At 72.2% G+C, this 24135-nt stretch carries 15 protein-coding genes; 6 read left to right on the top strand and 9 right to left on the bottom strand.

Annotated features, from left to right (window positions below):
- The first annotated feature begins 128 nt into the window (after window positions 1–128).
- From ACIQMX_RS08175 to ACIQMX_RS08190, 4 genes are all read left to right on the top strand, one after another.
- Window positions 129–1343, top strand: coding sequence for an FAD-dependent oxidoreductase (locus tag ACIQMX_RS08175; RefSeq protein WP_363069636.1), 1215 nt, complete (start codon window positions 129–131; stop codon window positions 1341–1343).
- Between the two features lies 1 nt (window position 1344).
- The gene (nirB, locus tag ACIQMX_RS08180; RefSeq protein WP_402475847.1) at window positions 1345–3939 is read left to right on the top strand and encodes a nitrite reductase large subunit NirB; all 2595 of its coding nucleotides are present in this window, start codon (window positions 1345–1347) and stop codon (window positions 3937–3939) included.
- On the top strand, window positions 3939–4310 hold the full coding sequence (gene nirD, locus ACIQMX_RS08185) for a nitrite reductase small subunit NirD (protein ID WP_402475848.1): 372 nt from the start codon (window positions 3939–3941) through the stop codon (window positions 4308–4310). Before nirB ends, nirD begins: the two co-directional genes overlap by 1 nt.
- Before the next feature lie 156 nt (window positions 4311–4466).
- Window positions 4467–5633: an alkaline phosphatase PhoX gene (locus tag ACIQMX_RS08190; protein WP_402475850.1), complete on the top strand. Its 1167-nt coding sequence runs from the start codon at window positions 4467–4469 to the stop codon at window positions 5631–5633.
- A 60-nt stretch (window positions 5634–5693) separates the two neighbouring features.
- Here ACIQMX_RS08190 and ACIQMX_RS08195 read toward each other — a convergent pair whose 3' ends face one another.
- The 8 genes from ACIQMX_RS08195 to dusB all read right to left on the bottom strand — a co-directional run bounded on the left by ACIQMX_RS08195 (window position 5694) and on the right by dusB (window position 20347).
- On the bottom strand, window positions 5694–6113 hold the full coding sequence (locus tag ACIQMX_RS08195; protein ID WP_363069628.1) for a VOC family protein: 420 nt from the start codon (window positions 6111–6113) through the stop codon (window positions 5694–5696).
- Window positions 6114–6270: 157 nt separating this feature from the next.
- The gene (locus tag ACIQMX_RS08200; protein WP_402475852.1) at window positions 6271–7287 is read right to left on the bottom strand and encodes an ArsR/SmtB family transcription factor; all 1017 of its coding nucleotides are present in this window, start codon (window positions 7285–7287) and stop codon (window positions 6271–6273) included.
- Between the two features lie 568 nt (window positions 7288–7855).
- Window positions 7856–10567: a pyruvate, phosphate dikinase gene (ppdK, locus tag ACIQMX_RS08205; protein ID WP_363069624.1), complete on the bottom strand. Its 2712-nt coding sequence runs from the start codon at window positions 10565–10567 to the stop codon at window positions 7856–7858.
- Window positions 10568–11063: 496 nt separating this feature from the next.
- Window positions 11064–14624 carry an SAV_2336 N-terminal domain-related protein gene (locus tag ACIQMX_RS08210; protein WP_402475854.1) on the bottom strand — a complete coding sequence of 1187 codons (3561 nt, stop codon included), beginning with the start codon at window positions 14622–14624 and terminating at the stop codon, window positions 11064–11066.
- A complete protein-coding gene (locus ACIQMX_RS08215) occupies window positions 14624–15610 on the bottom strand; it encodes an AAA family ATPase (RefSeq protein ID WP_402475855.1) in 987 nt (328 codons plus the stop codon). Before ACIQMX_RS08215 ends, ACIQMX_RS08210 begins: the two co-directional genes overlap by 1 nt.
- A gap of 22 nt (window positions 15611–15632) precedes the next feature.
- A complete protein-coding gene (locus tag ACIQMX_RS08220; RefSeq protein WP_402475857.1) occupies window positions 15633–17882 on the bottom strand; it encodes a caspase family protein in 2250 nt (749 codons plus the stop codon).
- The gene (locus ACIQMX_RS08225) at window positions 17879–19108 is read right to left on the bottom strand and encodes a hypothetical protein (protein WP_363069616.1); all 1230 of its coding nucleotides are present in this window, start codon (window positions 19106–19108) and stop codon (window positions 17879–17881) included. Before ACIQMX_RS08225 ends, ACIQMX_RS08220 begins: the two co-directional genes overlap by 4 nt.
- A 90-nt stretch (window positions 19109–19198) precedes the next feature.
- Window positions 19199–20347 carry a tRNA dihydrouridine synthase DusB gene (gene dusB, locus ACIQMX_RS08230; protein ID WP_402475859.1) on the bottom strand — a complete coding sequence of 383 codons (1149 nt, stop codon included), beginning with the start codon at window positions 20345–20347 and terminating at the stop codon, window positions 19199–19201.
- Window positions 20348–20471: 124 nt separating this feature from the next.
- Between dusB and bla the strand changes: the two genes are divergently transcribed.
- Window positions 20472–21452, top strand: a complete 981-nt coding sequence (gene bla / locus ACIQMX_RS08235) for a class A beta-lactamase (protein ID WP_402475860.1) — start codon at window positions 20472–20474, stop codon at window positions 21450–21452.
- A gap of 15 nt (window positions 21453–21467) precedes the next feature.
- Window positions 21468–22967, top strand: a complete 1500-nt coding sequence (locus ACIQMX_RS08240) for an MFS transporter (protein WP_402475861.1) — start codon at window positions 21468–21470, stop codon at window positions 22965–22967.
- Window positions 22968–23166: 199 nt separating this feature from the next.
- Here the strand turns inward: ACIQMX_RS08240 and ACIQMX_RS08245 are convergent, their stop codons facing one another.
- Entirely contained in the window at window positions 23167–24084 is a 918-nt protein-coding gene (locus ACIQMX_RS08245; protein WP_402475863.1) for a helix-turn-helix transcriptional regulator, read from the bottom strand.
- Between the last annotated feature and the right edge of the window lie 51 nt (window positions 24085–24135).

The raw sequence follows: 24135 nt of genomic DNA on the forward strand, positions 1-24135 counted from the left end.
AGCCGCCTCTGAGGTTGCCGCCGTCACCCGGCCCTCACAGACACACCCCGCAGGCGCTGAGCGCAAGGTTCCTCCCGGGAAACAGCGGGGATCCGGACGGGTAACACCCCCAGGTCACGCTTCCTGTCATGAGGACACGGACGGAGAACACGGCGCGGGTGGTGGTGATCGGCGCCGGGATGGCGGGCGCACGCCTGGCCGCCCGGGTGCCCGATGTCACCGTCATCGGCGAGGAGACGCACGCCCCCTACAACCGGGTGCTGCTGGCCGAGGTGCTGGCCGGGCGCTATCCGGCGGACGTGATCGCCCTTCCCCCTGCCGAGGTCAGGCGCGGGGTCCGGGTGGTGCGGATCGACCGGGACGACCGGCTGGTGCACTGCAACGACGGAAGCGTCGTGCGGTACGGGCGGCTGGTGCTGGCGACCGGCTCCAACCCGGTGCTCCCGCCGCTGCGCGGGCTCGGGAACACGTTGCCGGACGGGGTGCACGCCTTCCGCACCCTCGACGACTGCCTGGCGCTGCGCGCCTCGGTGCGGCCGGGGGTGAGCGCGGTCGTCATCGGCGGCGGCCTCCTGGGCGTGTCGGCGGCCCGGGCGCTGGCCGAGTGCGGCGCCCAGGTGGTGCTGGCCCACCAGGGCGAGCACCTCATGGAGCGGCAGCTGGACGCGGAGTCGGCCCGGCTGCTCCGGAGCCATCTGGAGGCCCTCGGCGTCGAGGTGCACACCGAGTGCCGGGTCCGCGGGCTGCGCTGCGCCGACGGTGCGGTCCGGGCCGTGGAGCTCGCCGACGGATACGAGCTGGCGGCCGAGATCACCGTGCTGGCCTGCGGGGTGCGTCCCCGGACGGGCCTCGCCCAGGCGGCCGGTCTGGAGGTCCGCAAGGGTGTCGTCGTCGACGACGAGCTGCGCACCTCCGATCCGTACATCCACGCCGTGGGCGACTGCGCCGAGCACCGCTCCACCGTGTACGGGCTCGCGGGCCCGGCGCTGGAGCAGGCCGATGTGCTCGCCGAGGTGCTGGCGGGCCGGGCGGCGCGTTACGAAGGCACCCGGGCCCTGACCCGGCTGACGCTCAACGGCCCGGCCGACCCCGCTACCGGGTCGCTCGATCTCGCCGCCTTCGGCGACTCCCGGCCGCTGCCCGGCGACGACGTGATCCGGCTGGCGGACGCCACCCGGGGCGCGTACCGCACGGTCGTCGTCCGCGGCGACCGGCTGGCGGGCGGTGTGCTGCTCGGCGATCTCGCCGCGGTCGGCACCCTGGCCCGCACCTGGCAGGACGACGCACCGCTCCCCGCCGAAACGTCCCTGCTCCACCTGCTCACCAACGACGGAGGCTTCTGAGATGCCGGTGTCCACGTTCCCGACCGCCCACACCTCCACCGCTGCAGCCGTGCCGACCATCGTGGTCGTCGGGCACGGAATGGTCGGCCAGCGATTCCTGGAGGCCCTCGCCGACCGCGGGCTGACGGCCGCCGCCGGCACCGCCCGGGTCGTCGTCCTGTGCGAGGAGCCCCGCCCCGCCTACGACCGGGTGCAGCTGACCTCGTACTTCTCAGGGAAGACACCCGAGGACCTGTCGCTGGTCGAGCAGGGCTTCATGGAGCAGCACGGCTTCGAGCTGCGGATCGGCGACCCCGCCGAGTCCCTGGACCGCGAGGCGCGCACGGTCACCGCCCGCTCCGGCGAGACCTTCCGCTACGACACGCTGGTGCTGGCCACCGGCTCCTACCCGTTCGTCCCGCCCGTCCCGGGCAAGGACGCCGAGGGCTGTTTCGTCTACCGCACGATCGAGGACCTGCTCGCGATCGAGGAGTACGCGAAGACGGCGACGACCGGCGCGGTCGTCGGCGGCGGGCTCCTCGGCCTGGAGGCGGCGGGTGCGCTGAAGGGGCTCGGACTCGACACCCACGTGGTGGAGTTCGCGCCCCGGCTGATGCCCGTCCAGGTCGACGAGGGCGGCGGCGCCGCGCTGCTGCGCACCATCGAGAACATGGGCCTGACCGTCCACACGGGCGTCGGCACCCAGGAGGTCACCGCGGGCGAGGACGGCGCGGTGAACGGGATGTCGCTCTCCGACGGCTCCTCGCTCGCCACGGATCTGGTGGTCTTCTCGGCCGGTGTCAGGCCCCGCGACCAGCTGGCCCGGGACTGCGGACTGGCGGTCGGGCAGCGCGGCGGCATCATCGTCGACGAGGAGTGCCGGACCTCCGACCCGGCGGTCTTCGCGATCGGCGAGTGCGCGCTGGCCTCCGACGGCCGGGTGTACGGCCTGGTGGCGCCCGGCTACGAGATGGCGCAGACGGCCGCCGAGGTGATCGCGGGCAAGGAGGCGTCGTTCACCGGAGCCGACCTGTCGACGAAGCTGAAGCTGCTCGGTGTGGACGTCGCGTCCTTCGGTGACGCGCACGGGACCGCCGAGGGCTGCCTGGACGTCGTGTACGCGGACTCCCGCTCCGGCGTCTACAAGAAGCTGGTGATCGGCCAGGACGGCACGCTGCTCGGCGGGGTGCTCGTCGGGGACGCCGACCAGTACGGCACGCTGCGCCCGATGACGGGCACGGTCCTGCCGGTCGCCCCCGAGCAGCTGGTCCTGCCGGCCGGCGCGGGCGGGCCGGTCACCCTCGGTCCCTCCTCGCTGCCCGACGAGGCCGTGATCTGTTCCTGCCACAACGTCACCAAGGGCGCGATCTGCGAGCACACCACACTGCCCGAGGTGAAGAAGTGCACCAAGGCCGGTACGGGCTGCGGCAGTTGCGTCAAGGTCATCGGCCAGCTGCTGCCGCAGAGCCAGGACAAGGGCCTGTGCGGCTGCTTCTCGTACACCCGCAGCGAGCTGTACGAGATCGTCCGCGCCCTGGAGATCACGTCGTACGCCGAGCTGCTCGACTCGCACGGCCGCGAGGCGGCGCGCGGGGGCGAGGGCTGCGAGGTCTGCAAGCCCACGATCGGCTCGATCATCGCCTCGCTGGCGCCCACGGTCGGCGCGAGCGGCTATGTCCTGGACGGCGAGCAGGCGGCCCTCCAGGACACCAACGACCACTTCCTGGCCAACCTCCAGCGCAACGGTTCGTACTCGATCGTGCCGCGCATCCCCGGCGGTGAGATCACGCCGGAGAAACTGATCGTGATCGGCGAGGTGGCCCGGGACTTCGGCCTCTACACCAAGATCACCGGCGGTCAGCGGATCGACCTGTTCGGCGCCCGCGTCGATCAGCTGCCACTGATCTGGACCCGGCTGGTCGACGCGGGCTTCGAGTCGGGGCACGCGTACGGGAAGTCGCTGCGGACGGTCAAGTCCTGTGTGGGGCAGACCTGGTGCCGCTACGGCGTCCAGGACTCCGTGAAGATGGCGATCGACCTGGAACTGCGCTACCGGGGCCTGCGCTCTCCGCACAAGCTGAAGTCGGCGGTCTCCGGATGCGCCCGTGAATGCGCGGAGGCGCGCGGCAAGGACTTCGGGATCATCGCCACGGCCGGCGGCTGGAACCTCTACGTGGGCGGCAACGGCGGCGCCACGCCGCGCCACGCGGACCTGCTCGCCCAGGACATGTCCGACGCCGAACTGGTCCGCCTCATCGACCGGTTCCTGATGTTCTACATCCGCACCGCCGACCGGCTGGAGCGCACCTCGACCTGGCTGGACCGGATCGAGGGCGGCCTGGAGCACGTGCGGGACGTCGTCGTCCACGACTCGCTCGGGCTCTGCGACGAGCTGGAGCGGCTGATGGCCGATCACGTCCGCGGCTACCGCGACGAGTGGGCCGAGACCATCAACGACCCGGAGCGGCTGCGCCGCTTCGTGACCTTCGTCAACGCACCCGACGCGCCCGACCCGTCGGTGAAGTTCGTCCCGGAACGCGACCAGGTCAAGCCCGACCTGGACATCCTCGCCGGCCCGGTTCTCGCCATCCGCACTCTTGAAGGGACCGCCTCCTGATGACGACCCAGACGATGAACGGGACGACGGAGACCGCGCAGGACACCCTGGTCATCCGGCTCGCGGCCGGGGACGACTGGCTCACCGTCTGCGATCGCTCGCTGCTGACGCCGGGCCGCGGAGTCGCCGCGCTCCTCCCGGACGGCCGGCAGGTCGCGCTGTTCGTGGACCGGACGGGACGCACGTACGCGATCGACAACCGCGACCCGTTCACCGGCGCGTACGTCCTGTCGCGCGGGCTGGTCGGTTCGGAGGGCGGACAGCCGTTCGTCTCCTCCCCGCTCCTGAAGCAGCGCTTCGACCTGGCGACGGGCGCCTGCCTGGACGACGACGAGGTCTCGGTGCCGGTCTTCGAGGTCCGCGCGGCCTGACGGGACCGGGACGAGCCCGGGAACGGCCCGGACAGACTGATCACGGGCCGTTCACCACGCGTTGACGCTCCGTCAACTGCGTCCCTCTACTGTCCTGACGTTCGACCCGCCGGGCCGACCGGACCGGCGGGCCCTCACGTCACCCGTGGAGTGATCGTGGAACGTCGGACCTTCTTGCGCACAGCGGTGATCGGCGGCTCGGCTGCGGCCTTCGGCGGCACCCTGTGGCGGGGTGCCGCCTTCGCCGGCCCCGCCCAGCCGGCCACCGGCCCGTACGGCGCGCTGCAGGCCGCCAACGGCAACGGCATCCTGCTGCCGAGCGGCTTCACCAGCAGGATCGTGGCCCGCTCGGGGCAGACCGTCCCCGGCACCTCGTACGCCTGGCACAGCGCGCCCGACGGGGGCGCCACGTTCGCCGACGGCAGCGGCTGGATCTACGTCTCCAACGCCGAGGTCTCCTCCGGCAGCGGCGGCGGGGCGAGCGCGGTGCGCTTCAACTCCTCCGGAACCATCACCTCCGCCTCCCGGATCCTGTCCGGCACCAACAACAACTGCGCGGGCGGCCGCACGCCGTGGAACACCTGGCTGTCCTGCGAGGAGGTCAGCCGCGGATTCGTCTACGAGACCGACCCGTGGGGCGTGAACGCCGCCGTGCAGCGCCCGGCGCTGGGCCGGTTCAAGCACGAGGCCGCGGCGGCCGACCCGGACCACGGGTACGTCTACCTCACCGAGGACGAGACGGACGGCCGCTTCTACCGCTTCCGCCCCACCACCTGGGGCAACCTGTCCTCCGGCACCCTCCAGGTCCTGGTGGCCGGCACCGGCACCTCGGGCCCGGTGACCTGGGCAACGGTCCCCGACCCGGACGGCTCGCCCACGCTGACCCGCTACCAGGTCTCCGGCGCCAAGGTGTTCAACGGCGGCGAGGGCTGCTTCTACGCGGCGGGCACCTGCTGGTTCACCACCAAGGGCGACAACCGGGTGTGGGCGTACGACGCGAACGCGTCCAGCATCTCGCTCGTCTACGACGACTCCCTGGTCACCGGCGGCAGCGCCCCGCTGACGGGCGTCGACAACGTCACCCGGTCCGCGTCGGGTGACCTCTACGTCGCCGAGGACGGCGGGAACATGGAGATCTGCCTGATCACCCCGGACGACACGGTCGCCCCGTTCCTGCGGATCAGCGGCCAGCCCGGCTCGGAGATCACCGGCCCGGCGTTCTCCCCGGACGGCACCCGGCTCTACTTCTCCTCGCAGCGCGGCACGAGCGGAAGCTCGTCCGGCGGCATCACGTACGAGGTCACGGGGCCGTTCCGCGGCTGACCGCCCGAACCCCGGCCGCGCGGCGTCCGCACCGGCGCCGCGCGGCTGCCTCCCCGGGCATCAGGCGGGCTGGCCGCCGGCCTCGACGGCCGCCGGGTCCATCCAGACGACCTCCCAGATGTGGTGGTCGGGGTCCTGGAAGGAGCGGCCGTACATGAAGCCGAGGTCCTGGGTCTCGTTGGCGGGCGATCCGCCGGAGGCGAGTGCCGTGTCCGCCAGCTCGTCCACCTTCTCCCGGCTCTCGGCGCTCAGCGCCAGGATCACCTCGGTGTGCGTCGAGGCGTCCGTGATCTCCTTCTTGGTGAAGTCCTTGAAGCGCGGCTCCTCCAGGAGCATGGCGAAGATCGTGTCGCTGATGACGAGACAGGCGGTGTGCTCGTCGCTGAACTGCGGGTTGAAGGAGTAACCCAGCTTGCCGAAGAAGCCCTTGGTCGTCTCGAGGTCCTTGACCGGCAGGTTCACGAAGATCATCTGAGGCATGGCCGTCCCGCTCTCTCGGTGGTGTCCCGGTGCGTTGCTCGAACGCGTGATGACAGGTAGACGCCGGGACCGCCGGGAACTCATCGGCGCCGGACGAAAAATCCTTCCCGCGCGGCGCCGGACGGAAAACCTCCGGGCCGGAGCGGAGGGCCGGGGCTCAGGAGACGGCGAGCGGCGCACCGCCCCGCAGCAGCGAGCCGCCCAGCGGGGTGAGCGTGTGCAGGACCGAGCTGCCGTGGCGCAGGGTGTGGACCAGGCCCGCCTCGCGCAGCACACAGGCGTGCTGGCTGGCCGAGGCGAGGGACACTCCGGCTCGGCGGGCGAGTTCGCTGGTCGTGCAGCCGTCGCCGATGACCCGCAGGACCGTCGATCGGGTGTTCCCGAGCAGCCGGCCGAGCCAGGGGCCCGGTTCGGCGAAGACCGGGGCGGCGGCGTGGGTGACGGGGTAGACGAGCACCGGCGGGAGCAGCGGGTCACGGTAGACGACCGGAGTCCCGCGGCAGAAGAACGACGGCTGGAGGAGCAGGCCGCGGCCGTCCAGATGGAGATCCCGGTCGACCGGGTAGTCCGCCTCCAGTACGGGGGCCCGCCAGCGGATCACCGGCGGGAGCGAGGCGAGCAGCTCGTCGGCGCCGCCGTCCAGGAGTGCGCGGCCGCGCAGGGCACGGTCGGCCTCGACGCTGGCCTGGATGTGCGGCCAGTACGGCTCGACGGCGGCCCGGTGGTAGGCGCGCAGCACGCCGATGAGCCGGCCCAGGGGCTCGGCCCGGCCCTCGCCCAGCGCGTCCGGCGCCACGGGCCGGACCGCCTGCCTGACCGCGCCGCGGCCGCCGGCGGCCGCCTGGGCTCCCAGCAACGCCAGTTCGGCCCGGAGGCGCTCGGGCGGGGTGTCGCGCAGGGCTTCCATTCCGGTGGTGAAGTCCATCGGTTCGGCGCCTTCCCGAGAAGGCGTCAGGAAGTCCGGGAAATAGCCGCGCGGTGGAACCACGGCGGACAGCAGACGTACTTCACCATTCAACCGCGTTCGCGCTTCCGAGCGCCATTTCCCGAACACCGTGGAAGCCCGCCGGTCCCTCAGTCGGTGAAAGCTGAGAATGGTCTCCCATAATGCGTCCGGCCCGGTGGCCATCCGCACCTTGGAAAGGTCCCACCCGGAGACATGGATACGCAGCACCGAACCCCCACCCCTTGCACCTGCAATTGCCCCCGCGCCAGGGTATGCGAAGAGTTACTACACGTCACCACGGGGTTTCGGCCAGAGGTGAAACGTCTCGCCCCGACCCGCCGTCACCCGAAAGGCTGTACGACGTCGGGTGCGATTCCGAAGCCACCGGAAGAGCGAGTGAAGGCCGTGGGGGGTTTTGCTCGTTCGGCGGCGGTTGGCGACGGTGCGGCTCCGCACTCGACGGGGGTAAGCCGGGTGCGGTCCGTGGATGGGGATCCATGGACCGCACCCCGGTCCCGTTCCGGCCCATTCTCTTTGCGCATTAAACGACGCAACGAAGTGACGCGGACATTACAGTAAGCGCTCGCATTCCCCCGGGGTTCGCGTACCTGACCGCTGGGGTCCACGCACACGATGGCCGGGGTCCGTACACATGAAGGTCCGGGGCCGTACACATGGCGAGGCGGCGGCACCCCCGCACAGGGTGCCGCCGCCTCAGGGAATTCCGCGGCCGCCGCCCGGCCGGTGAGGGTCGCCCGGTCCGGCCGCAGCCCGCGGAATCAGTGGCCCTGCCGCCTCAGCGGCTGTCGCTGCCCTTCGATTCCGCTGCCGCCCGGCCCGCCTCAAGGCGGGCCACCGGAATGCGGAAGGGCGAGCAGGAGACGTAGTCCAGTCCCACCTCGTGGAAGAAGTGCACCGACTCCGGGTCGCCGCCGTGCTCGCCGCAGACGCCGAGCTTCAGGTCGGGACGGGTGGCCTTGCCGGCCGCTACCGCGCTGCGTACCAGCGAACCCACGCCGTCCTTGTCGATCGTCTCGAACGGCGACACCCCGAAGATGCCCTTCTCCAGGTACGCGGTGAAGAACGAGGCCTCCACGTCGTCGCGGGAGAAGCCCCACACCGTCTGCGTCAGGTCGTTGGTGCCGAAGGAGAAGAACTCGGCGGCCTCGGCGATCTGGCCTGCGGTGAGCGCGGCACGCGGAAGCTCGATCATCGTGCCGATCTTCAGCTTGAGGTTCGTGCCCGTGGCGGCCTGGACCTCGGCGATGACGCGGTCGGCCTCCTCGCGGACGATCTCCAGCTCCTGGACCGTACCAACGAGCGGGATCATGATCTCGGCGCGCGGGTCACCCTTGGCGTTCTTGCGCTCGGCGGCCGCCTCGGCGATCGCCCGCACCTGCATCGCGAACAGGCCGGGGATGACCAGGCCGAGCCGGACCCCGCGCAGGCCGAGCATCGGGTTCTGCTCGTGCAGCTTGTGCACGGCCTGCAACAGCCGCAGGTCGTTCTCGTTGGCGTCCTTGCGGGACTCCGCGAGCGCGACGCGGACCGAGAGCTCGGTGATGTCGGGCAGGAACTCGTGCAGCGGCGGGTCCAGCAGCCGTACGGTGACGGGCAGTCCGTCCATCGCCTCGAAGAGCTCGATGAAGTCGGCCTTCTGGAGCGGCAGCAGCTGCTCCAGGGCCGTCTCGCGCTCCTGGTCGGTGTCGGCCAGGATCAGCTTCTCGACCATCTCGCGGCGCTCGCCGAGGAACATGTGCTCGGTGCGGCACAGCCCGATGCCCTGGGCGCCGAAGCGGCGGGCCCGCAGGGCGTCCTCCGCGTTGTCCGCGTTGGCCCGCACCCGCAGCCGGCGCACCCGGTCCGCGTACGCCATGATCCGGTGCACGGCGGCGACCAGCTCGTCGGCGTCGTCGGCGCCCGCGTGCATCCGGCCCTCGAAGTACTCGACGACCGGCGACGGTACGACGGGTACCTCACCGAGGTACACCTTGCCGGTCGAGCCGTCGATGGAGACGACGTCGCCCTCCTCGACGACCCGCCCGCCCACCGTCATCCGGCGGCGCTTGGTGTCGACCTCCAGGTCCTCGGCGCCACAGACACAGGTCTTGCCCATGCCGCGGGCGACGACGGCCGCGTGCGAGGTCTTGCCGCCGCGCGAGGTCAGGATGCCCTCGGCTGCGATCATGCCGTCGAGGTCGTCCGGGTTGGTCTCACGGCGGATGAGGATGACCTTCTCGCCGGAGCGGGACCACTTGACGGCGGTGTACGAGTCGAAGACGGCCTTGCCGACCGCGGCGCCCGGCGACGCGGCGATGCCGCGGCCCAGCCGCTCGGTCTTCGCCTCGTCGTCGAAGCGCGGGAACATCAGCTGCGCGAGCTGTGCGCCGTTGACGCGCTGGAGCGCCTCGGCCTCGTCGATGAGTCCCTGGTCCACGAGCTGGGTGGCGATCCGGAAGGCGGCACCGGCGGTGCGCTTTCCGACCCGGGTCTGGAGCATCCACAGCTGACCGCGCTCGATGGTGAACTCGATGTCGCAGAGGTCCTTGTAGTGGGTCTCCAGCGTCTCCATGATCTGCATCAGCTGGTCGTACGACTTCTTGTCGATGGACTCCAGCTCGGCGAGCGGCACGGTGTTGCGGATACCCGCGACGACGTCCTCGCCCTGCGCGTTCTGCAGGTAGTCGCCGTACACGCCCTGGTGGCCGCTGGCGGGGTCACGGGTGAAGGCGACACCGGTGCCGGAGTCCGGGCCGAGGTTGCCGAAGACCATCGAGCAGACGTTGACGGCGGTGCCGAGGTCGCCGGGGATGCGCTCCTGGCGGCGGTAGAGCTTGGCCCGGTCGGTGTTCCACGAGTCGAAGACCGCCTTTATGGCCAGGTCCATCTGCTCGCGCGCGTCCTGGGGGAAGTCGCGCCCGGCGTCCCGCGTGACGATCTTCTTGAACTGCTTGACCAGCTTCTTCAGGTCGCCCGCGTCGAGGTCCACGTCGACGGTGACGCCCTTGGCCTCCTTGGCGGCCTCCAGCGCCTCCTCGAAGAGGTCGCCGTCGACCCCGAGGACGGTCTTGCCGAACATCTGGATCAGGCGGCGGTAGGAGTCCCACGCGAACCGCTCGTCGCCGGACTGGGCGACGAGGCCGACGACGGAGGCGTCGGAGAGGCCGATGTTGAGGACCGTGTCCATCATGCCGGGCATCGAGAACTTGGCACCGGAGCGGACGGACACCAGCAGCGGGTCGTCGGCCTGGCCGAGCTTCTTGCCCATCCGCGCCTCAAGGGCGTCGAGGTGCGCACTCACCTCGTCGCGCAGCGCGGCCGGCTCGTCGCCGCTGTCGAGGTAGACCTTGCAGGCCTCGGTGGTGATGGTGAAACCCGGAGGAACCGGAAGCCCGAGGTTGGTCATCTCGGCGAGGTTCGCACCCTTCCCGCCGAGAAGGTCCTTCAGTTCCTTGTTGCCCTCGGTGAAGTCGTAGACGAACTTCTGAAGGTCTTCGTTTTCCGACACGGGTCTCGACTCCTCGACGACGCGGTGGCTGCCCTGACGGCGAGGAACATACCCAGATCGAAGGTGTCTGGGTATGTGCGCCTGCGCGTCGTGAGGCCTCAACCACCCGTCCGCCAGCAGATCGAAAGTGGCGCGAGTCGGCGCCCCGGCGAGCTCAAGCGTTTACTTCTTGAACCAATGGTGACGTACAGCGATTGGATACGCCGCCTTTGGCAACGGTACGTAAGGGAAGCGTCGATCGATCAAAGTTCGACCCCTTGGCACGCAGTGCCGTCATTTGAGAAGTGCACCCCTGAGATGGATGCTCATGTGAGCGTCTGGATCATCAGACGTGGCGAGGATCACGCCGGAGGCGGCGCTCAGATGTCGCCATCCGGACACCTGACGGGCAGCGTACGGTGCCACTGCCGTCACTTACGGCCACACGTGAGCCCTCGATGCGATGCGAAGGCGGGGCCAGGCAGCGAATCGGGCGCGAATCGACGTCATTGCGCGCTCATCTGAGCGGTGGAGCGGGCGGGGCACCCAGTGCCGCCAGGGACTCGTTGGCCGTACGCACGATCTCGTGGTCCTCCCCCAGCTCGGCGGACGCGTTGTCCCGGACCTCCGTCCACTCGGCGCGGGCCCGGTCCGCCAGCCCCTGGGCGGCGAGCGCGTCGCCCAGACGCTGGCGGGAGCGGAGGGTGTCGGGGTGGGCCTCGCCGCGCCGGGTGCGGCGTCCCCCGACGACGGTGGTGAGGACGTCGACGGCTTCCCGGTGGCGGCCGACGGCCGTCAGGGCAACGCCGTAGCGGTGCCCGACGGACAGCGCCGGCAGGGCGTCCGGTCCCATGGCGCGCACGTGCGCGGCCCACGCGAGACCCAGTTGTCCGGCCGCCTCCTCGTGCCGTCCGAGGTTTGTGAGAACCGTCGCCATCCGCTGCCGTGTCTTCGCCGTGGACAGGCTCCACTCGGGCAGGGTGCGTTCCTCGATGACGAGCAGCTCCTGGAAGAGGGCGAGCGCCTCCTCGTCACGGTCCAGGGACATCAGCACATGAGCCAGGTGATAGCGCCCCAGCCCGGTGAAGACATGCTCCGGGCCCAGCTGCTCGCACATGTCCGCCAGGAGTACGCGCAACAGCTGCTCCGCCTCCTCGGACCGCCCCGCCGCGTGCAGCACGGCCCCCAGGTCGTGACGGAAGCCGAGCGCCGCCCGCCGCTCGCTCGGTCCCAGGCTCTCCGTCTGCTCGATCACCCGGTGCATCCGGTCCACCGCGTCGTCGTACTCGTGCAGGTCCCCACGGATGAGCGCCTGGATCTCGCGGACGGAGAGGGTCTCCCGGTGGTACTCGCCCAAGGCCTCCAGGACACGCGGCTCCAGCGCATCGACCTCGTCGCGCGCCTCCGGAAAGCGTTCCAGGCTGCGGAGCGTCGCAATCAGGTCCCGCCATGCCCGGAACGTGGTCATCCGGTCGGCTCCGTAATACCGCTGACTGGCCTCGATGGTCGCCCGGCGGTACGGCTCGGCCTCCTCGTGCCGTCCGAAGTCGTCGAGCAGGTCGGCCAGACCGTCCAGGATCCTGATCACGCCCGCCCCCTCGGCGTCGCCTTCGGACCCTTCCAGTTCCACGAGGCCGGCGCGCAGTTCGCTCTCCGCCTCCGCGTAGTGCCCCTGCTCGGAGAGCGTGGCCGCGTACCAGGAACGGGTGTGGAGTCTCAGGTTGAGCGAGGTCCGGTCCTCCTGCCTCGACTGCCGCGCGAGCACCAGGGACAGCAGCTCCTGCGCCTCCTGCGGCCGGTCCAGCCGGTGGAGGGCGTACGCCTGGTACTTCAGGACCTGGGTGTACTCCCACCGGAACTCCTCGGCGTCCAGCCGCCGGTACGCCGTCAGCAGGCCGGTGCCCTCCTCGACCGCCTCGGCGTAGCAGTCGTCGTCATAGAGCATCTCCTGGAGGAAACGGCGGGCGTTGAGGGTGTAGTCGTGGTCGGGGCCGTGGGTCTCGGCTGCGATGGCGATGATGGCCCTCAGCTCGTCCGTCGCCTCGGCAGTCTCGCCCAGTCCGCTCAGCGCGATGGCGAGGTTGCCCCACATGGTCCGGGTGACCAGGTCGGTCCGTGTCCGCAGATCCGTCAGCAACTCGCGGATCAGCAGCGTCAGTTCTTCCCGGAGTCCGGCCATGCGGCACTCGACGAGCCGTCTGCCCAGGCTCGCGACATGTGTGACCGGGTTCCATCCGAAGCCCGGCTGCCAGCTCTCGGCGAGGTCCACGATGGGGTCGGCCTCACGCACCACCACCCCCGGGACCGCCGGATCCTCCAGCACCCGCCGCGCGAACGCCACCAGAGCGGGCGCCATCTCCTCCATCACGAACAGCTCCGCCGGTCCCACCGGCCCGTCGGCCTCCTGCTCCTCGGCGGGGGCCGGCTCCGGCTCCGGAGCGTCCGTCGGGCGTGGTTCGGGGCGCGGGTCGGTCCCCGCGCCGTCCGCGAGGCCGAGGCGGCGCAGCAGTTCCGGGGAGGCGGCGGCGAAGGGGCCGGCGTGGTCGGGCAGGCTCGTCGTGGCGTCGGAGCCGTCGCCGGAGAGCCGGGCACGGAACTCGGGCCCCGCGCCGCTGCGTTCCAGCAGGTACGCGCCGACCCGGTCGGCGGTGTCCAGAGCCACCGACGTGCGGACGGTGTCGAGGAGCAGGTCCGCGACGCCGGGCAGGAAGGCGTATTCGGCACCGTCGCCCGTCGCGCTCCGCCCGGAGCGGCGCAGCAGGCCGCCGAGGAAGACCTCCGCGAGCTGGGCGCGGTGGAAGGTGCCTCCGGCGGTGCGGTGGGCCTCGTGGACCAGGCGCATGACGGGCAGGGTGAGCGGGGTGACCGAGGCCAGGGCGCCGGCCAGCCGCCGGCCCTCCGGAGAGGCGGCCTCCCGGAAGCGGCGGAACCGCTCCTCGGGCGAGGGCGAGGGCGGGGGCGGGGGTGCCGTGCTCTCCGCAGGCACCCGCGCCGCGGGCTCGGGGCCTGTGTCGGGGATCATCAGCACCGGCAGCGCGGCGCGGCTGTCGCCCTCGGTGAGCAGCGAGACCCACGGGGCGAGCCGGCCCTCGACGGCCTCCAGGACCGGGACGGGCGTGCCGCCGTAGGACACCAGCTCGGGCGGCAGCACGGGGTGGGTGACGCGCAGGGCACGGCTGGGGGCGGCCGGGTGGCGGGAGCGGACCAGGAGGCGTTCGGCCGGGTGGCCGCCGGGGGCGGGCCACATCCGTTCGGGCAGCGGCTGGATGATCGTGACGGGGGCCTGCCGCCCCCAGCTCCGCAGCAGCGCGGGGACGGCGCCGGAGTGCCAGGCGGGTCCCACCATGTCGGAGAGCACCAGGACCGGGGTGGGGCGCACCGGGTCGGTCCGCAGGGCGGCCTGGGTGCGGGGGCCGGGGGCGAAGGGGCGGGCGTGCAGCAGCGGGCCGGGGCCGCCGGAGCTGTCGAGGCCGTGGACGCGGAGGTCGTGGAAGGCTCCCTGGCTCTCCAGCAGGGCGCGGATCTCGGCCGCGTAGCGCTGCCAGAGCACCATGGAGGGGCCGTCGTCGACCACGAGGACGGCGCTCAGCCAGCGTTCGGGCCGGGGCCGCAGAACGGGTTCGGGCAGGGAGGTCTCGGCCATCCGCTCGACGGTCGCCGCCTCGTCGAGCACCAGGTCGGTGCGGGAGCCGACCGTGCGGCGCAGCGGGCGCATCGCCCGGTTCAGGGCGCGCTGCGACTCCAGGGACCGCACCCCGGTCACACCGACCGCGCGCGCGGACCGGCCCGTCGCGGAGCCAGTGGCCGCGGGAGCGTACAGGCCCTGCGGTTCGACGCGTTCCGGTTCGGGTTCGGGCACCGGGAAGTCGTGGCCGGACCGGCGGGAGCCGTAGTCGCGGGTCTGCTCCTCGGGTTCGAGGGCGCGGACCGGGCGGGCGTCCGGCACGGGTCCGGGCGGCGGCTCGTGCCCCGGCTCGCCCCGCCGCCGCACCTCGGCGATCCACAGGACGTCGAGCAGCTCCTCGGTGGACAGGTCCACTCCGGCGCGGCCGAGGAGGGCAGTGAGCCGGTCGAACATCAGGCGCCCAGGTCCCCGAGCGAGCGGAACACCGTGTCGCGCAGCTTGTCGAAGTCCATCGCCGCGCCCGAGACCCGCAGATGGACGGCGTTGAGCAGCTGGTCGGTCGCCAGGTCGTGCGCCTGGGTGTCGCGCAGCCGCAGGAACTCCTCGATCAGCCGCTCGGCCTGCGTCGCGGCGGCCGTGCCGAGGTGCATGCCGACGATGGAGCGCAGCTGGTCGGCGTCCGGCTGCTTGAGGTCCAGGCGGACGCAGCGGCGCAGGAAGGCGGGCGGGAAGTCGCGTTCGCCGTTGCTGGTGATGACCACGACGGGGAAGGTGCGGCAGGTGACCCGGCCGTCGGTGACGGTGGCCCGGACGTCGCCCGGGCCGGCGACCCGGACCTGCGCCGACTCGCCCTTGAGCCGGGCCAGTTCGGGGATCTCGTAGGTCCCCTCCTCGAACACGGTGAGCAGGTCGTTGGGCAGGTCGACATCGCCCTTGTCCAGCTCGTCGATGAGCAGCACCCTCGGGTCGCCGCTCGGCAGGAGCGCGGTGCCGAGCGGGCCGAGCCGGAGGTAGTCGCCGATGTCGGGCTCGGCGGTGTCCCCGTCGCCGGTGCCGCCGCGCAGGGAGGCGTCCCTGAGCCGGCCGACCGCGTCGTAGCGGTACAGCCCCTCGGCCAGGGTGGAACGGCTGTTGACCGGCCAGTGCAGGACCTCGCCCAGGCAGAGTTCGCGGGCGACGGCCCGGGCGAGCGTGGACTTGCCGGTGCCGGGGCGGCCGGTGACGAGCAGCGGGCGATGGAGGTGGAGGGCGGTGTTGACGATGTCGCGGTCGGTCTCGGAGATCACGTACCGCCGGCGGGGCTGCCCGGGCGCCGGCTTCTCGGTCTCCTCCGGGCTCTCGCCGCCGCTGAAGGTCCGCCACGGCGGTGGCGCGGGCCACGCGGTGACGGGATGCGGTTCGACGTCGCCTCCACGGAAGAGCCGCCAGTCGGTGCTCATCGGTTTCCTCTTCTCGTGCTTCTCATGGTGCGGACAGATCGAGGCGACGGGGCAGCTGCCGCTCCGGGTCGTCCCAGAGGAGGGCCAGCCCGCCGCGCGGGTGCGTGTCGTCGCCGTCGCAGTCCGCTCGCAGCCTACGCAACCGGGCGGGCAGTTCCGTCAGCGGACAGTCCGTCAGGAGTTCCTTCAACTCCTCGTCCCCGCGCTCCGGTTCGTCGTGACCGCACCAGACGATCACGGGGACGCCGCCGAAGACGCAGGCGGTGAAGACATCCGTGCGCGGGGCCGCGTTCGGGGAGGCGGCGGCCACGACGACGCCCGGCGCGTCCTCCCGGGCGCTCACACAGCCGTGGGCGGCCGTCATCGTGGGCAGGTCGCCGGGGAGCCGGTGCAGGTCCCCGGTCCGGGCGCCCGCCACCTGCTCCCAGCGGCCGAGCCAGAGGTGTTCCCGCCGGGAGGAGCGGTGCTCGGTGCAGCGGACGGCGACCGGGAACTCGGCGCCCAGCGAGCGGGTGAAGGGGCCGTCGGCCCCGATCTTCCAGCGGTGGACGTCCAGTTCGAGATCGCGGGCGTCCAGGAAGAACTCCACCGGGGTGCTGTGCACCCGCCCGTGCCGGTCCAGGATCGTCTCCACCGCGCGCTCGATCTCGGCCGGCTCAACCGGCGCGTCCCGGACCTCGACGGACTCCGCGCCCGAGGCCCCGTGCGTCCACACCTGGTACGTACGCTGCCCGGCGGGTCCGGACGGCACGGAGAGCCGGATCTGCACCCGTTCGTCCACGGCCCCCGTTCCGGCGGCCGCTGCCTGTTCGCCGAGGGTCTCACGCCGGTCGGCCAGGACGACCGGCAGATCGCCGCCGAGGCGCTGCGCGCACGCGTCCGACCACAGCCGCAGCGCCTCGGCGTAGGAACCGTCACCGGCCGCCGCGGCGGCGCGCTCGACCGCGCCCAGCAGCCGGGGCAGCCGGGGCAGGTTGAGGAGCAGGGACTCCAGGTCGTCGACCACCTGCCTCGGCACGGTCGCCGTCAGGTCGGTCCCCACCGCCTCCTTGCGGGCCGCGTCCGCGAACTCCTTCGCCACCTCGGCGGGCTGGGCTTCGAGCAGCGCGAGCAGGGCCTCGTGCTCGCCGCACAGCAGCCAGCGGTCGGGGGCCAGCTGGTGTCCTTCGGCCTTCATGGACACCAGATCGGCGGGGTCCACTCCGCCCGGCGCGGCCGCCAGCAGGTGGATCAGCGTGGGAACGCCGTGCGGGAGGGTCAGCGCCCAGTCGACCAGCGCCGCGGCGTCGATGCCGAGCGGGTCGCAGGGCGGTGCGGTGCCCAGCTCCGCACCGAGTCCGTAGGCGACCCGGGCCAGGGCGGGGCCGTCGTCGGCGAGCACGGCACGGACCAGCAGGGACAGCCGGTCGCGCGCGGGATTCTGCCCGGTGGCCGGCGCGGCCGGGAGGCGTCCGGGTACGTAATCGTCGTTGTCGTCGTTCCAGTTGCTGCACTGTACGGTCGGCACCTGGCCGGCACCGTCACGTGCCTCCAGCTCCACGAAGTGGCCCCGGACCCGGCCCCACACCCCGTCGAGGTCGGGGGCGGCGGCCGGATCCCGCCTCGATCCCGCCTCCAGCTCATCCATCAGCTTCGAGGTGAAGAGACCCGCTCCGTGGACGGACTTGGCGGCCTCGCCCGGCCTCGACGCCCGCATCACGAACAACGGGCGGGCGACGTTGGCCTCCGTCCGGTTGGTGAGGGGGTCGGGGTCGGCGGCGTGGGCCTGCTCGCCCGGCTTCAGGGTCGTACGGCAGACGTCCAGGACGACGACCGCCCGCTCGGCCGCGCGGGCGGGCAGCCGGTCCGTGCGCAGCAGGGAGATCAGGTTCTCCGCGTCGACGCCCTGCGGATCGCCGTCGCGGGACTCCGGGTAGAGCAGGCTCCAGCGGTTGTGCCCGGCCTGCACCCCGTGCCCGGCCCAGTACACCCAGAGCCAGTCGACGTCGAGGGGGCGCAGCTCCTCCTGGAAGACGCGGCGGACGTGCATCCGGTCCGCCGTGGTGCGCCGGACCCCGGTGAAGCCGGCGAGCAGCCCCTCGTTCTGTTCCAGGGGCGAGGCCAGCAGGTGCATGTGGCCCAGGGGTACGCCCCGGTCCCGCAGCCATCGCATCATGCGGGCGGCGTCGTTCGCCGGGCCGGACAGGTCCCAGCCGTCCCCCCGGCTCGCGTACTGCTCGACCGCGACGACGACCGCGTGGGTGCGCCGCCAGTCGTGCCCGGCGGGCCTCACGGCAGCTCGGCCGCTATGCGCTCGTAGAGGCCGTGGTGCGCGAAATAGCCGGTGTGGGAACGGGGGAAGGGCTGGCGCAGGTTCACCCGCACGTCGGTGACCCGGCCGGGGAACACTCGCTCCCCGACGAATCCGAGCAGGTCCCGGCGGTCGTACACGTTGACCCAGCGCGGGAACGTGGCGGGCAGTTCGTCGCCGCGCCGCAGCCCGGTCAGGGCGTCGATCTCGTAGAGGAACGGCGCCTGCGAGCCGACCGTGACCAGCAGGTCGACGCCGTGGGAGGGCTCCATGGCCAGCAGGTCGAAGGAGGCGATGCCGCCGAGACTGTGGGCGAGCAGGACGACGGGGCCGTCCTCCCGCTCCCTGGTCAGCGCCACGACATCGGCGATACGCGTGCGCAGCCCGGCTCCACGGCCCTGGTAGCGCAGGATGTCTCCGCTCTCGGGGAGGATCTTGCCGGTCATCCGGCGGCGGCCCGCCTGGACGGCGGGCGAGACGGTCCACAGGAACGGGTCACCGAGCAGCCGTCCGCCCACCCAGGACGCGGCACCCTTGAGGCCCCGGTCGGTGCCGCCGAGGCGGTCGGTGAGCAGGCCGACCAGGGCGTCGCGGTCCGCGCCGTCGACGGGCAGCGGCTCCTCGGCGTCCTGGGCGTGCTCGGTCAGCCGGGTCGCGAGCGCGACGACCGCGCGGGCGGCCATCGACTCGGCGTCGCGGCCCGGGGCGGTGCCGGACAGCCGCAGTGACAGCTCCTCGGCGACGCGCAGGGCTGCGGCGCTCAGCTGGGGGCCCAGCTCCCCGGCGAGAGCGGCGGCGCCGTCGCCGTCGTCCGGCGTGTCCACTGCCGGTCCGGTCTCGGCGAGCGCGCGCACCCGGGCGGCCAGGGCGTCCCACGGGTCGGCGCGGCCGGGTGCGAAACCGCCGCCCTCGTCCTCCCCGGCGCTCTCCGCGAGGAGTTCGATCTCCGCGAGCGGGTCCTGTTCGAGCAGCGCCCACACGGCGAGCGGATCGTCCGCGGCGGCGCCGGGCAGGGCCCGGTCCTGGTCCCGTTCCGGGAAGCTGGCGCCGCCCAGCGCGAGGTGCGCGCCGTAGGTGTCGCCCCAGTAGCAGGGCGCGAGGTTCACATCGGGCCGTACTCGCGCGAGTCCCCGGGCGACCCGCTGGTAGGACTTCCGGTACGAGTCCTCCCGTACGCCCGTACCGTGCACAAAGACAACGCTCGTCACGCGATCCCCCACTGTGGCCGAGTCACGCATTCTAACGAACGGACGGACCGTCAATCCCGGGTTCGGCGACAGTGGTTGGCGTGGGGCGGGTCAGCCTCCGGAGGTGTCCAGTTCCGCGTCCGCGCTGACGCCCGAGCAGTCGTACGGGTCCTTCAGCCAGCCGTCCGGGAGCACCACCCGGTTGTTGCCCGAGGTACGCCCCCGCGGGCCGTCGGCGCCGTCCGGCCAGGGCTGGTCCAGCTCCAGTTCGTGCAGCTGGGAGCCGAGCTCCTCCAGCGACGAGGTGATCGCCAGCTTCTTGCGCATCTCGGAGCCGACCGCGAAGCCCTTCAGGTACCAGGCCACGTGCTTGCGGAAGTCGATCACGCCGCGGGTCTCGTCACCGATCCACTCCCCCAGCAGCGTCGCGTGCCGCAGCATCACGTCCGCGACGGTGCGCAGGGAGGGCGCCTGCCGGGTCTCCGTACCCTCGAAGGCGCTCACCAGGTCGCCGAAGAGCCAGGGGCGGCCCAGGCAGCCGCGGCCCACGACCACGCCGTCGCAGCCGGTCTCGCGCATCATCCGCAGCGCGTCGTCCGCGCACCAGATGTCGCCGTTGCCGAGGACGGGGATCTCGGGGACGTGCTCCTTGAGCCGGGCGATGGCGTCCCAGTCGGCGGTACCGCCGTAGTGCTGGGCGGCCGTCCTGCCGTGCAGGGCGACGGCCGTGACGCCTTCCTCGACGGCGATCCGGCCGGCGTCGAGGAACGTGATGTGGTCGTCGTCGATGCCCTTGCGCATCTTGATGGTGACCGGCAGGTCGCCCGCGTGGGAGACCGCCTGGTTGAGGATCGCGCGCAGCAGCGGCCGCTTGTACGGGAGCGCGGAGCCGCCGCCCTTGCGGGTGACCTTGGGGACCGGGCAGCCGAAGTTCAGGTCGATGTGGTCGGCGAGGTTCTCGTCGACGATCATGCGGACGGCCTTGCCGACCGTGACCGGGTCCACTCCGTACAGCTGGATCGAGCGCGGGGTCTCGGTCGCGTCGAAGTGGATGAGCTGCATGGTCTTCTCGTTGCGCTCGACCAGCGCCCGCGTCGTGATCATCTCGCTGACGAACAGCCCCTTGCCGCCCGAGAACTCCCGGCACAGGGTGCGGAAGGGGGCGTTGGTGATGCCGGCCATGGGGGCCAGGACCACCGGAGGCTGCACGGTGTGCGGGCCGATGCGGAGCAGCTGGGGCGAGGGGGCGAGCGTGGTCATTCCCCCATTGTCGCGTACGCCGGAAACTGCTCCGGCGGGCCGGGCGGCCGCATGGCGCGGGCTCACTGTCAGTGCGCACACGTAGCGTGAGGGGTCGTTGCGAATCCGGTGAACGAAGGACACGATGACCACGAACCCCACGTCCACGGACCTCAGCTCCACGAACGCCATCCGCCCCTCGGCCGGCGCCGCCCCCGCATCACCCTCCCGCCGCACCCTGCTCTCGCTGGGCGGCGCAGGCGCGGCCGGCGCGCTGCTCGTCGCCGCCGCGGGCCCCTCCCGGGCCGCCGCGCGGACGCGGGGACCCGGCTCCGCCGCCGCCCGGCTGCGGGAGCTGGAGCACGTCCACGGCGCCCGGGTCGGCGCGTTCGCGTACAACGTGGCCACCGGGGCCGCCGTCCGCCACCGGGCCGACGAGCGGTTCCCCATGCTCTCCACGTTCAAGACCCTGGCCGCCGCGGCCGTACTGAGGGATCTGGACCGCGACGGCGAGGTGCTCGGCCGGCTCGTCCGCTACACGAAGGAGGACTGCGTTGCCGATTCCCGGGTCACCGACACCCCGGAATGCATCGCGAGCGGGCTGACCGTCGCGCAACTCTGCGACGCCGCGATCTGCGACAGCGACAACACCGCGGCCAACCTGTTGCTGCGCGAGCTCGGAGGCCCTCGCGCCGTCACCCGCTTCAGCCGCTCGATCGGCGATCCGGTGACACGCCTCGACCGGTGGGAGCCGGACCTCAATTCGGCCGAACCCGGGCGGCGCAGGGACACCACCACCCCGGCCGCCATCGCCCGCGACTACGCCCGGCTCGTGCTCGGAGGCGTACTGGAACCCCGCGACCGCGAGCGGCTGACCGGCTGGCTGCTGAACTGCCGGACCAGCGGCACCCGCTTCCGGGCCGGACTGCCACCCGAGTGGACCGTCGCGGACAAGACCGGCGGCGGCTCGTACGGCAGTTGCAACGACGTGGGCATCGCCTGGACACCGGACGGAGCCCCGGTCGTGCTGGCAGTGCTGACGACCAAGCGCGAGGCGGACGCCGCGGGGGACCATCCGCTGGTGGCCGGCGTCGCCGGGGTACTGGCAGCGGAAGTCGTTAGTTAGCCGTACTATCCATACATGCCTGAGCTCAGCCACCGGCGGCGGATGCTCGTACTGGCGATCTGCTGCATGAGCCTTCTGATCGTCAGCCTCGACAACACCGTCCTCAACGTCGCCCTGCCCGCCATGCGCCATGACCTGGACGCGAGCGTCGCCGGGATGCAGTGGACGATCGACGCGTACACGCTCGTCCTTGCCTCCCTGCTGATGCTCGCGGGTTCCACCGCGGACCGGATCGGCAGGCGCAAGGTCTTCATGGCCGGGCTCGTCCTGTTCACCGTGGGCTCGGCGCTCTGCTCGCTGGCGCCCAGCCTGGAGGCGCTCATCGCGTTCCGGATGGTGCAGGCCGTCGGTGGCTCCATGCTCAACCCGGTGGCGATGTCGATCATCACCAACACCTTCACCGACCCCCGCGAACGCGCGCGGGCGATCGGCGTCTGGGGTGCTGTCGTCGGCATCTCCATGGCGGCGGGGCCCGTGGTCGGCGGCCTCCTCGTCGATTCGGTCGGCTGGCGGTCGATCTTCTGGGTCAACCTGCCGATCGGCATCGCCGCCCTGCTGCTGACCTGGCGGTACGTCTCCGAGTCCCGCGCCCCGAAGGCGCGCCGCCCGGATCCGGTGGGCCAGCTGCTGGTGATCACACTGCTGGGCTCGCTGACGTACGCGATCATCGAGGCGCCGCAGAAGGGGTGGGCGTCGGCGGAGATCCTGTGCTTCGCCGCGCTCGCGGCGGCCTCCCTGACGGGTCTGCTGGTGTACGAGGCCCGGCGTACCGACCCGCTGATCGATCTGCGCTTCTTCCGCAGCGTCCCCTTCAGCGGGGCCACCGTCATCGCGGTCAGCGCGTTCGCCGCTCTCGGTGGCTTCCTCTTCCTCAACACCCTCTATCTCCAGGACGTCCGGGGGCTCAGCGCACTCGACGCCGGTCTCCACATGCTGCCGATGGCGGCCGTGGTCTGCGTCCTGTCGCCGTTCTCGGGCCGGCTCGTCGCCAGTCGCGGACCGCGTATCCCGCTGCTGCTCGCGGGCGTCGCGATGGCGGCCAGCGGGCTGATGTTCGCCGCGTTCGACGCGGAGACCGGCACGGCGTCGATGTTCACCGCGTATGTGCTGTTCGGGCTCGGCTTCGGCGCGGTGAACGCGCCCATCACCAACACCGCCGTCTCCGGCATGCCCCGTTCCCAGGCGGGCGTCGCCGCGGCGGTCGCCTCGACCAGCCGCCAGATCGGCCAGACGCTGGGCGTCGCCGTGATCGGCGCGGTCCTCGCGGCGGGCGTGGCCGACGCCGGTTCCTCGTACGGCACCGGGGCGGCGGGCGACTTCGTCGGGGCGAGCAGGGCCGCCTGGTGGATCATCACCGGCTGCGGGGTGTGCGTCCTGCTGGTCGGCACGGTGAGCAGCGGACGCTGGGCCCGCGGCACCGCCCGCCGTACCGCGGAACGGCTGGAGGAACCCGCGGCCGCGGCCCCGCCCGGCGCACCTGCGGGTCAGTCGTCGACATCGACCACCAGGACCTGAAGCCGGCCCCCACGCTCGCGACCCGCGGGTCAGCACTCGGCCCCCGCCACCAAGCCCTGAAGCCGGCCCCGCGCCTCCGCAGTCAGTCATCGGCATCGACGACCAGGACCTGAAGCCCACGCGCGCTCACACCCGCGGCTCAGCCCTCGGCCCCGGCCACCAAGCCCTGAAGCCGGCCCCCACGCTCGCAACCCGCCGGTCAGCCCTCGACCTCGGCCACGAACGCCTGGAGCCGCTCCAGCCGCTCGCGGGTCTCCTCGTCGCGTGGCGCGTACGTGACGAGCCTCGGTCCGGACGACGGGCCGAGCCAGAGGTCGGTGGTCTCCAGCCGCAGCAGCCCCACGTGCGCGTTGCGGAAGATCTTGGACCGGGCGCCGGGGCCGAGGACCTCGTGTCGCGCCCAGGTCTCCCGGAATTCCGGCGATGCCGCCTCCAGGCGTTTGAGCAGGGCCTTCCAGGAGGGCTCGGCGAGGTGCCCGGCCATCGACGCACGGAACTTCGCGGTCATGAGACGCGTCACCGCGGCCACGTCCATGACGGAGGTGCGCCATTCCTCGTTCGTGAAGGCCAGCAGCATGACGTTGCGGTCCGCGACCGGGACGGCGTCCATGTCGCACAGCATCCGGCCGTAGGTGCGGTTGTGGGCGAGGATGTCGTACCGGCTGTTCTGCACGCAGGCGGGGATCGGCTCCAGTTGTCGCAGCAGGGCGCGCAGCGCCGGCGTGATGCTCGGGCACTCGGTGCCGGGCGCCGGGTCGACGGCCCCCGCGAGGGAGAACAGATGGGTGCGCTCGCTGCGGTCCAGCAGCAGGGCGCGGGCGAGCGCGTCGAGAACCTGGGGCGAGACCTGAATGCCGCGGGCCTGTTCGAGCCAGGTGTACCAGGTGACGCCGACGGCCGAGAGCTGGGCGACCTCCTCGCGGCGCAGCCCTGGGGTGCGCCTGCGGCTGCCCCGGGGAAGCCCCACCTGTTCCGGGGTGATCCGCTCCCGGCGGCTGCGCAGGAAGTCCGCGAGCTCGTGCCGCCGGATCTCGGTCCCGGACGCGTCCGGGGCTTCGGCCGCCGGACCCTGCCGCGCTTCCGGGCCCCTCCGGACCACCGTCGCCATAGTCGTCATACCTCCAGCATGCGGGACCGGCCGAAGCCGTGACAGGTGCTTCTGGTACCA

The organism is Streptomyces sp. NPDC091416 (genome assembly GCF_044756845.1).
Classification (GTDB): Bacteria; Actinomycetota; Actinomycetes; order Streptomycetales; family Streptomycetaceae; genus Streptomyces.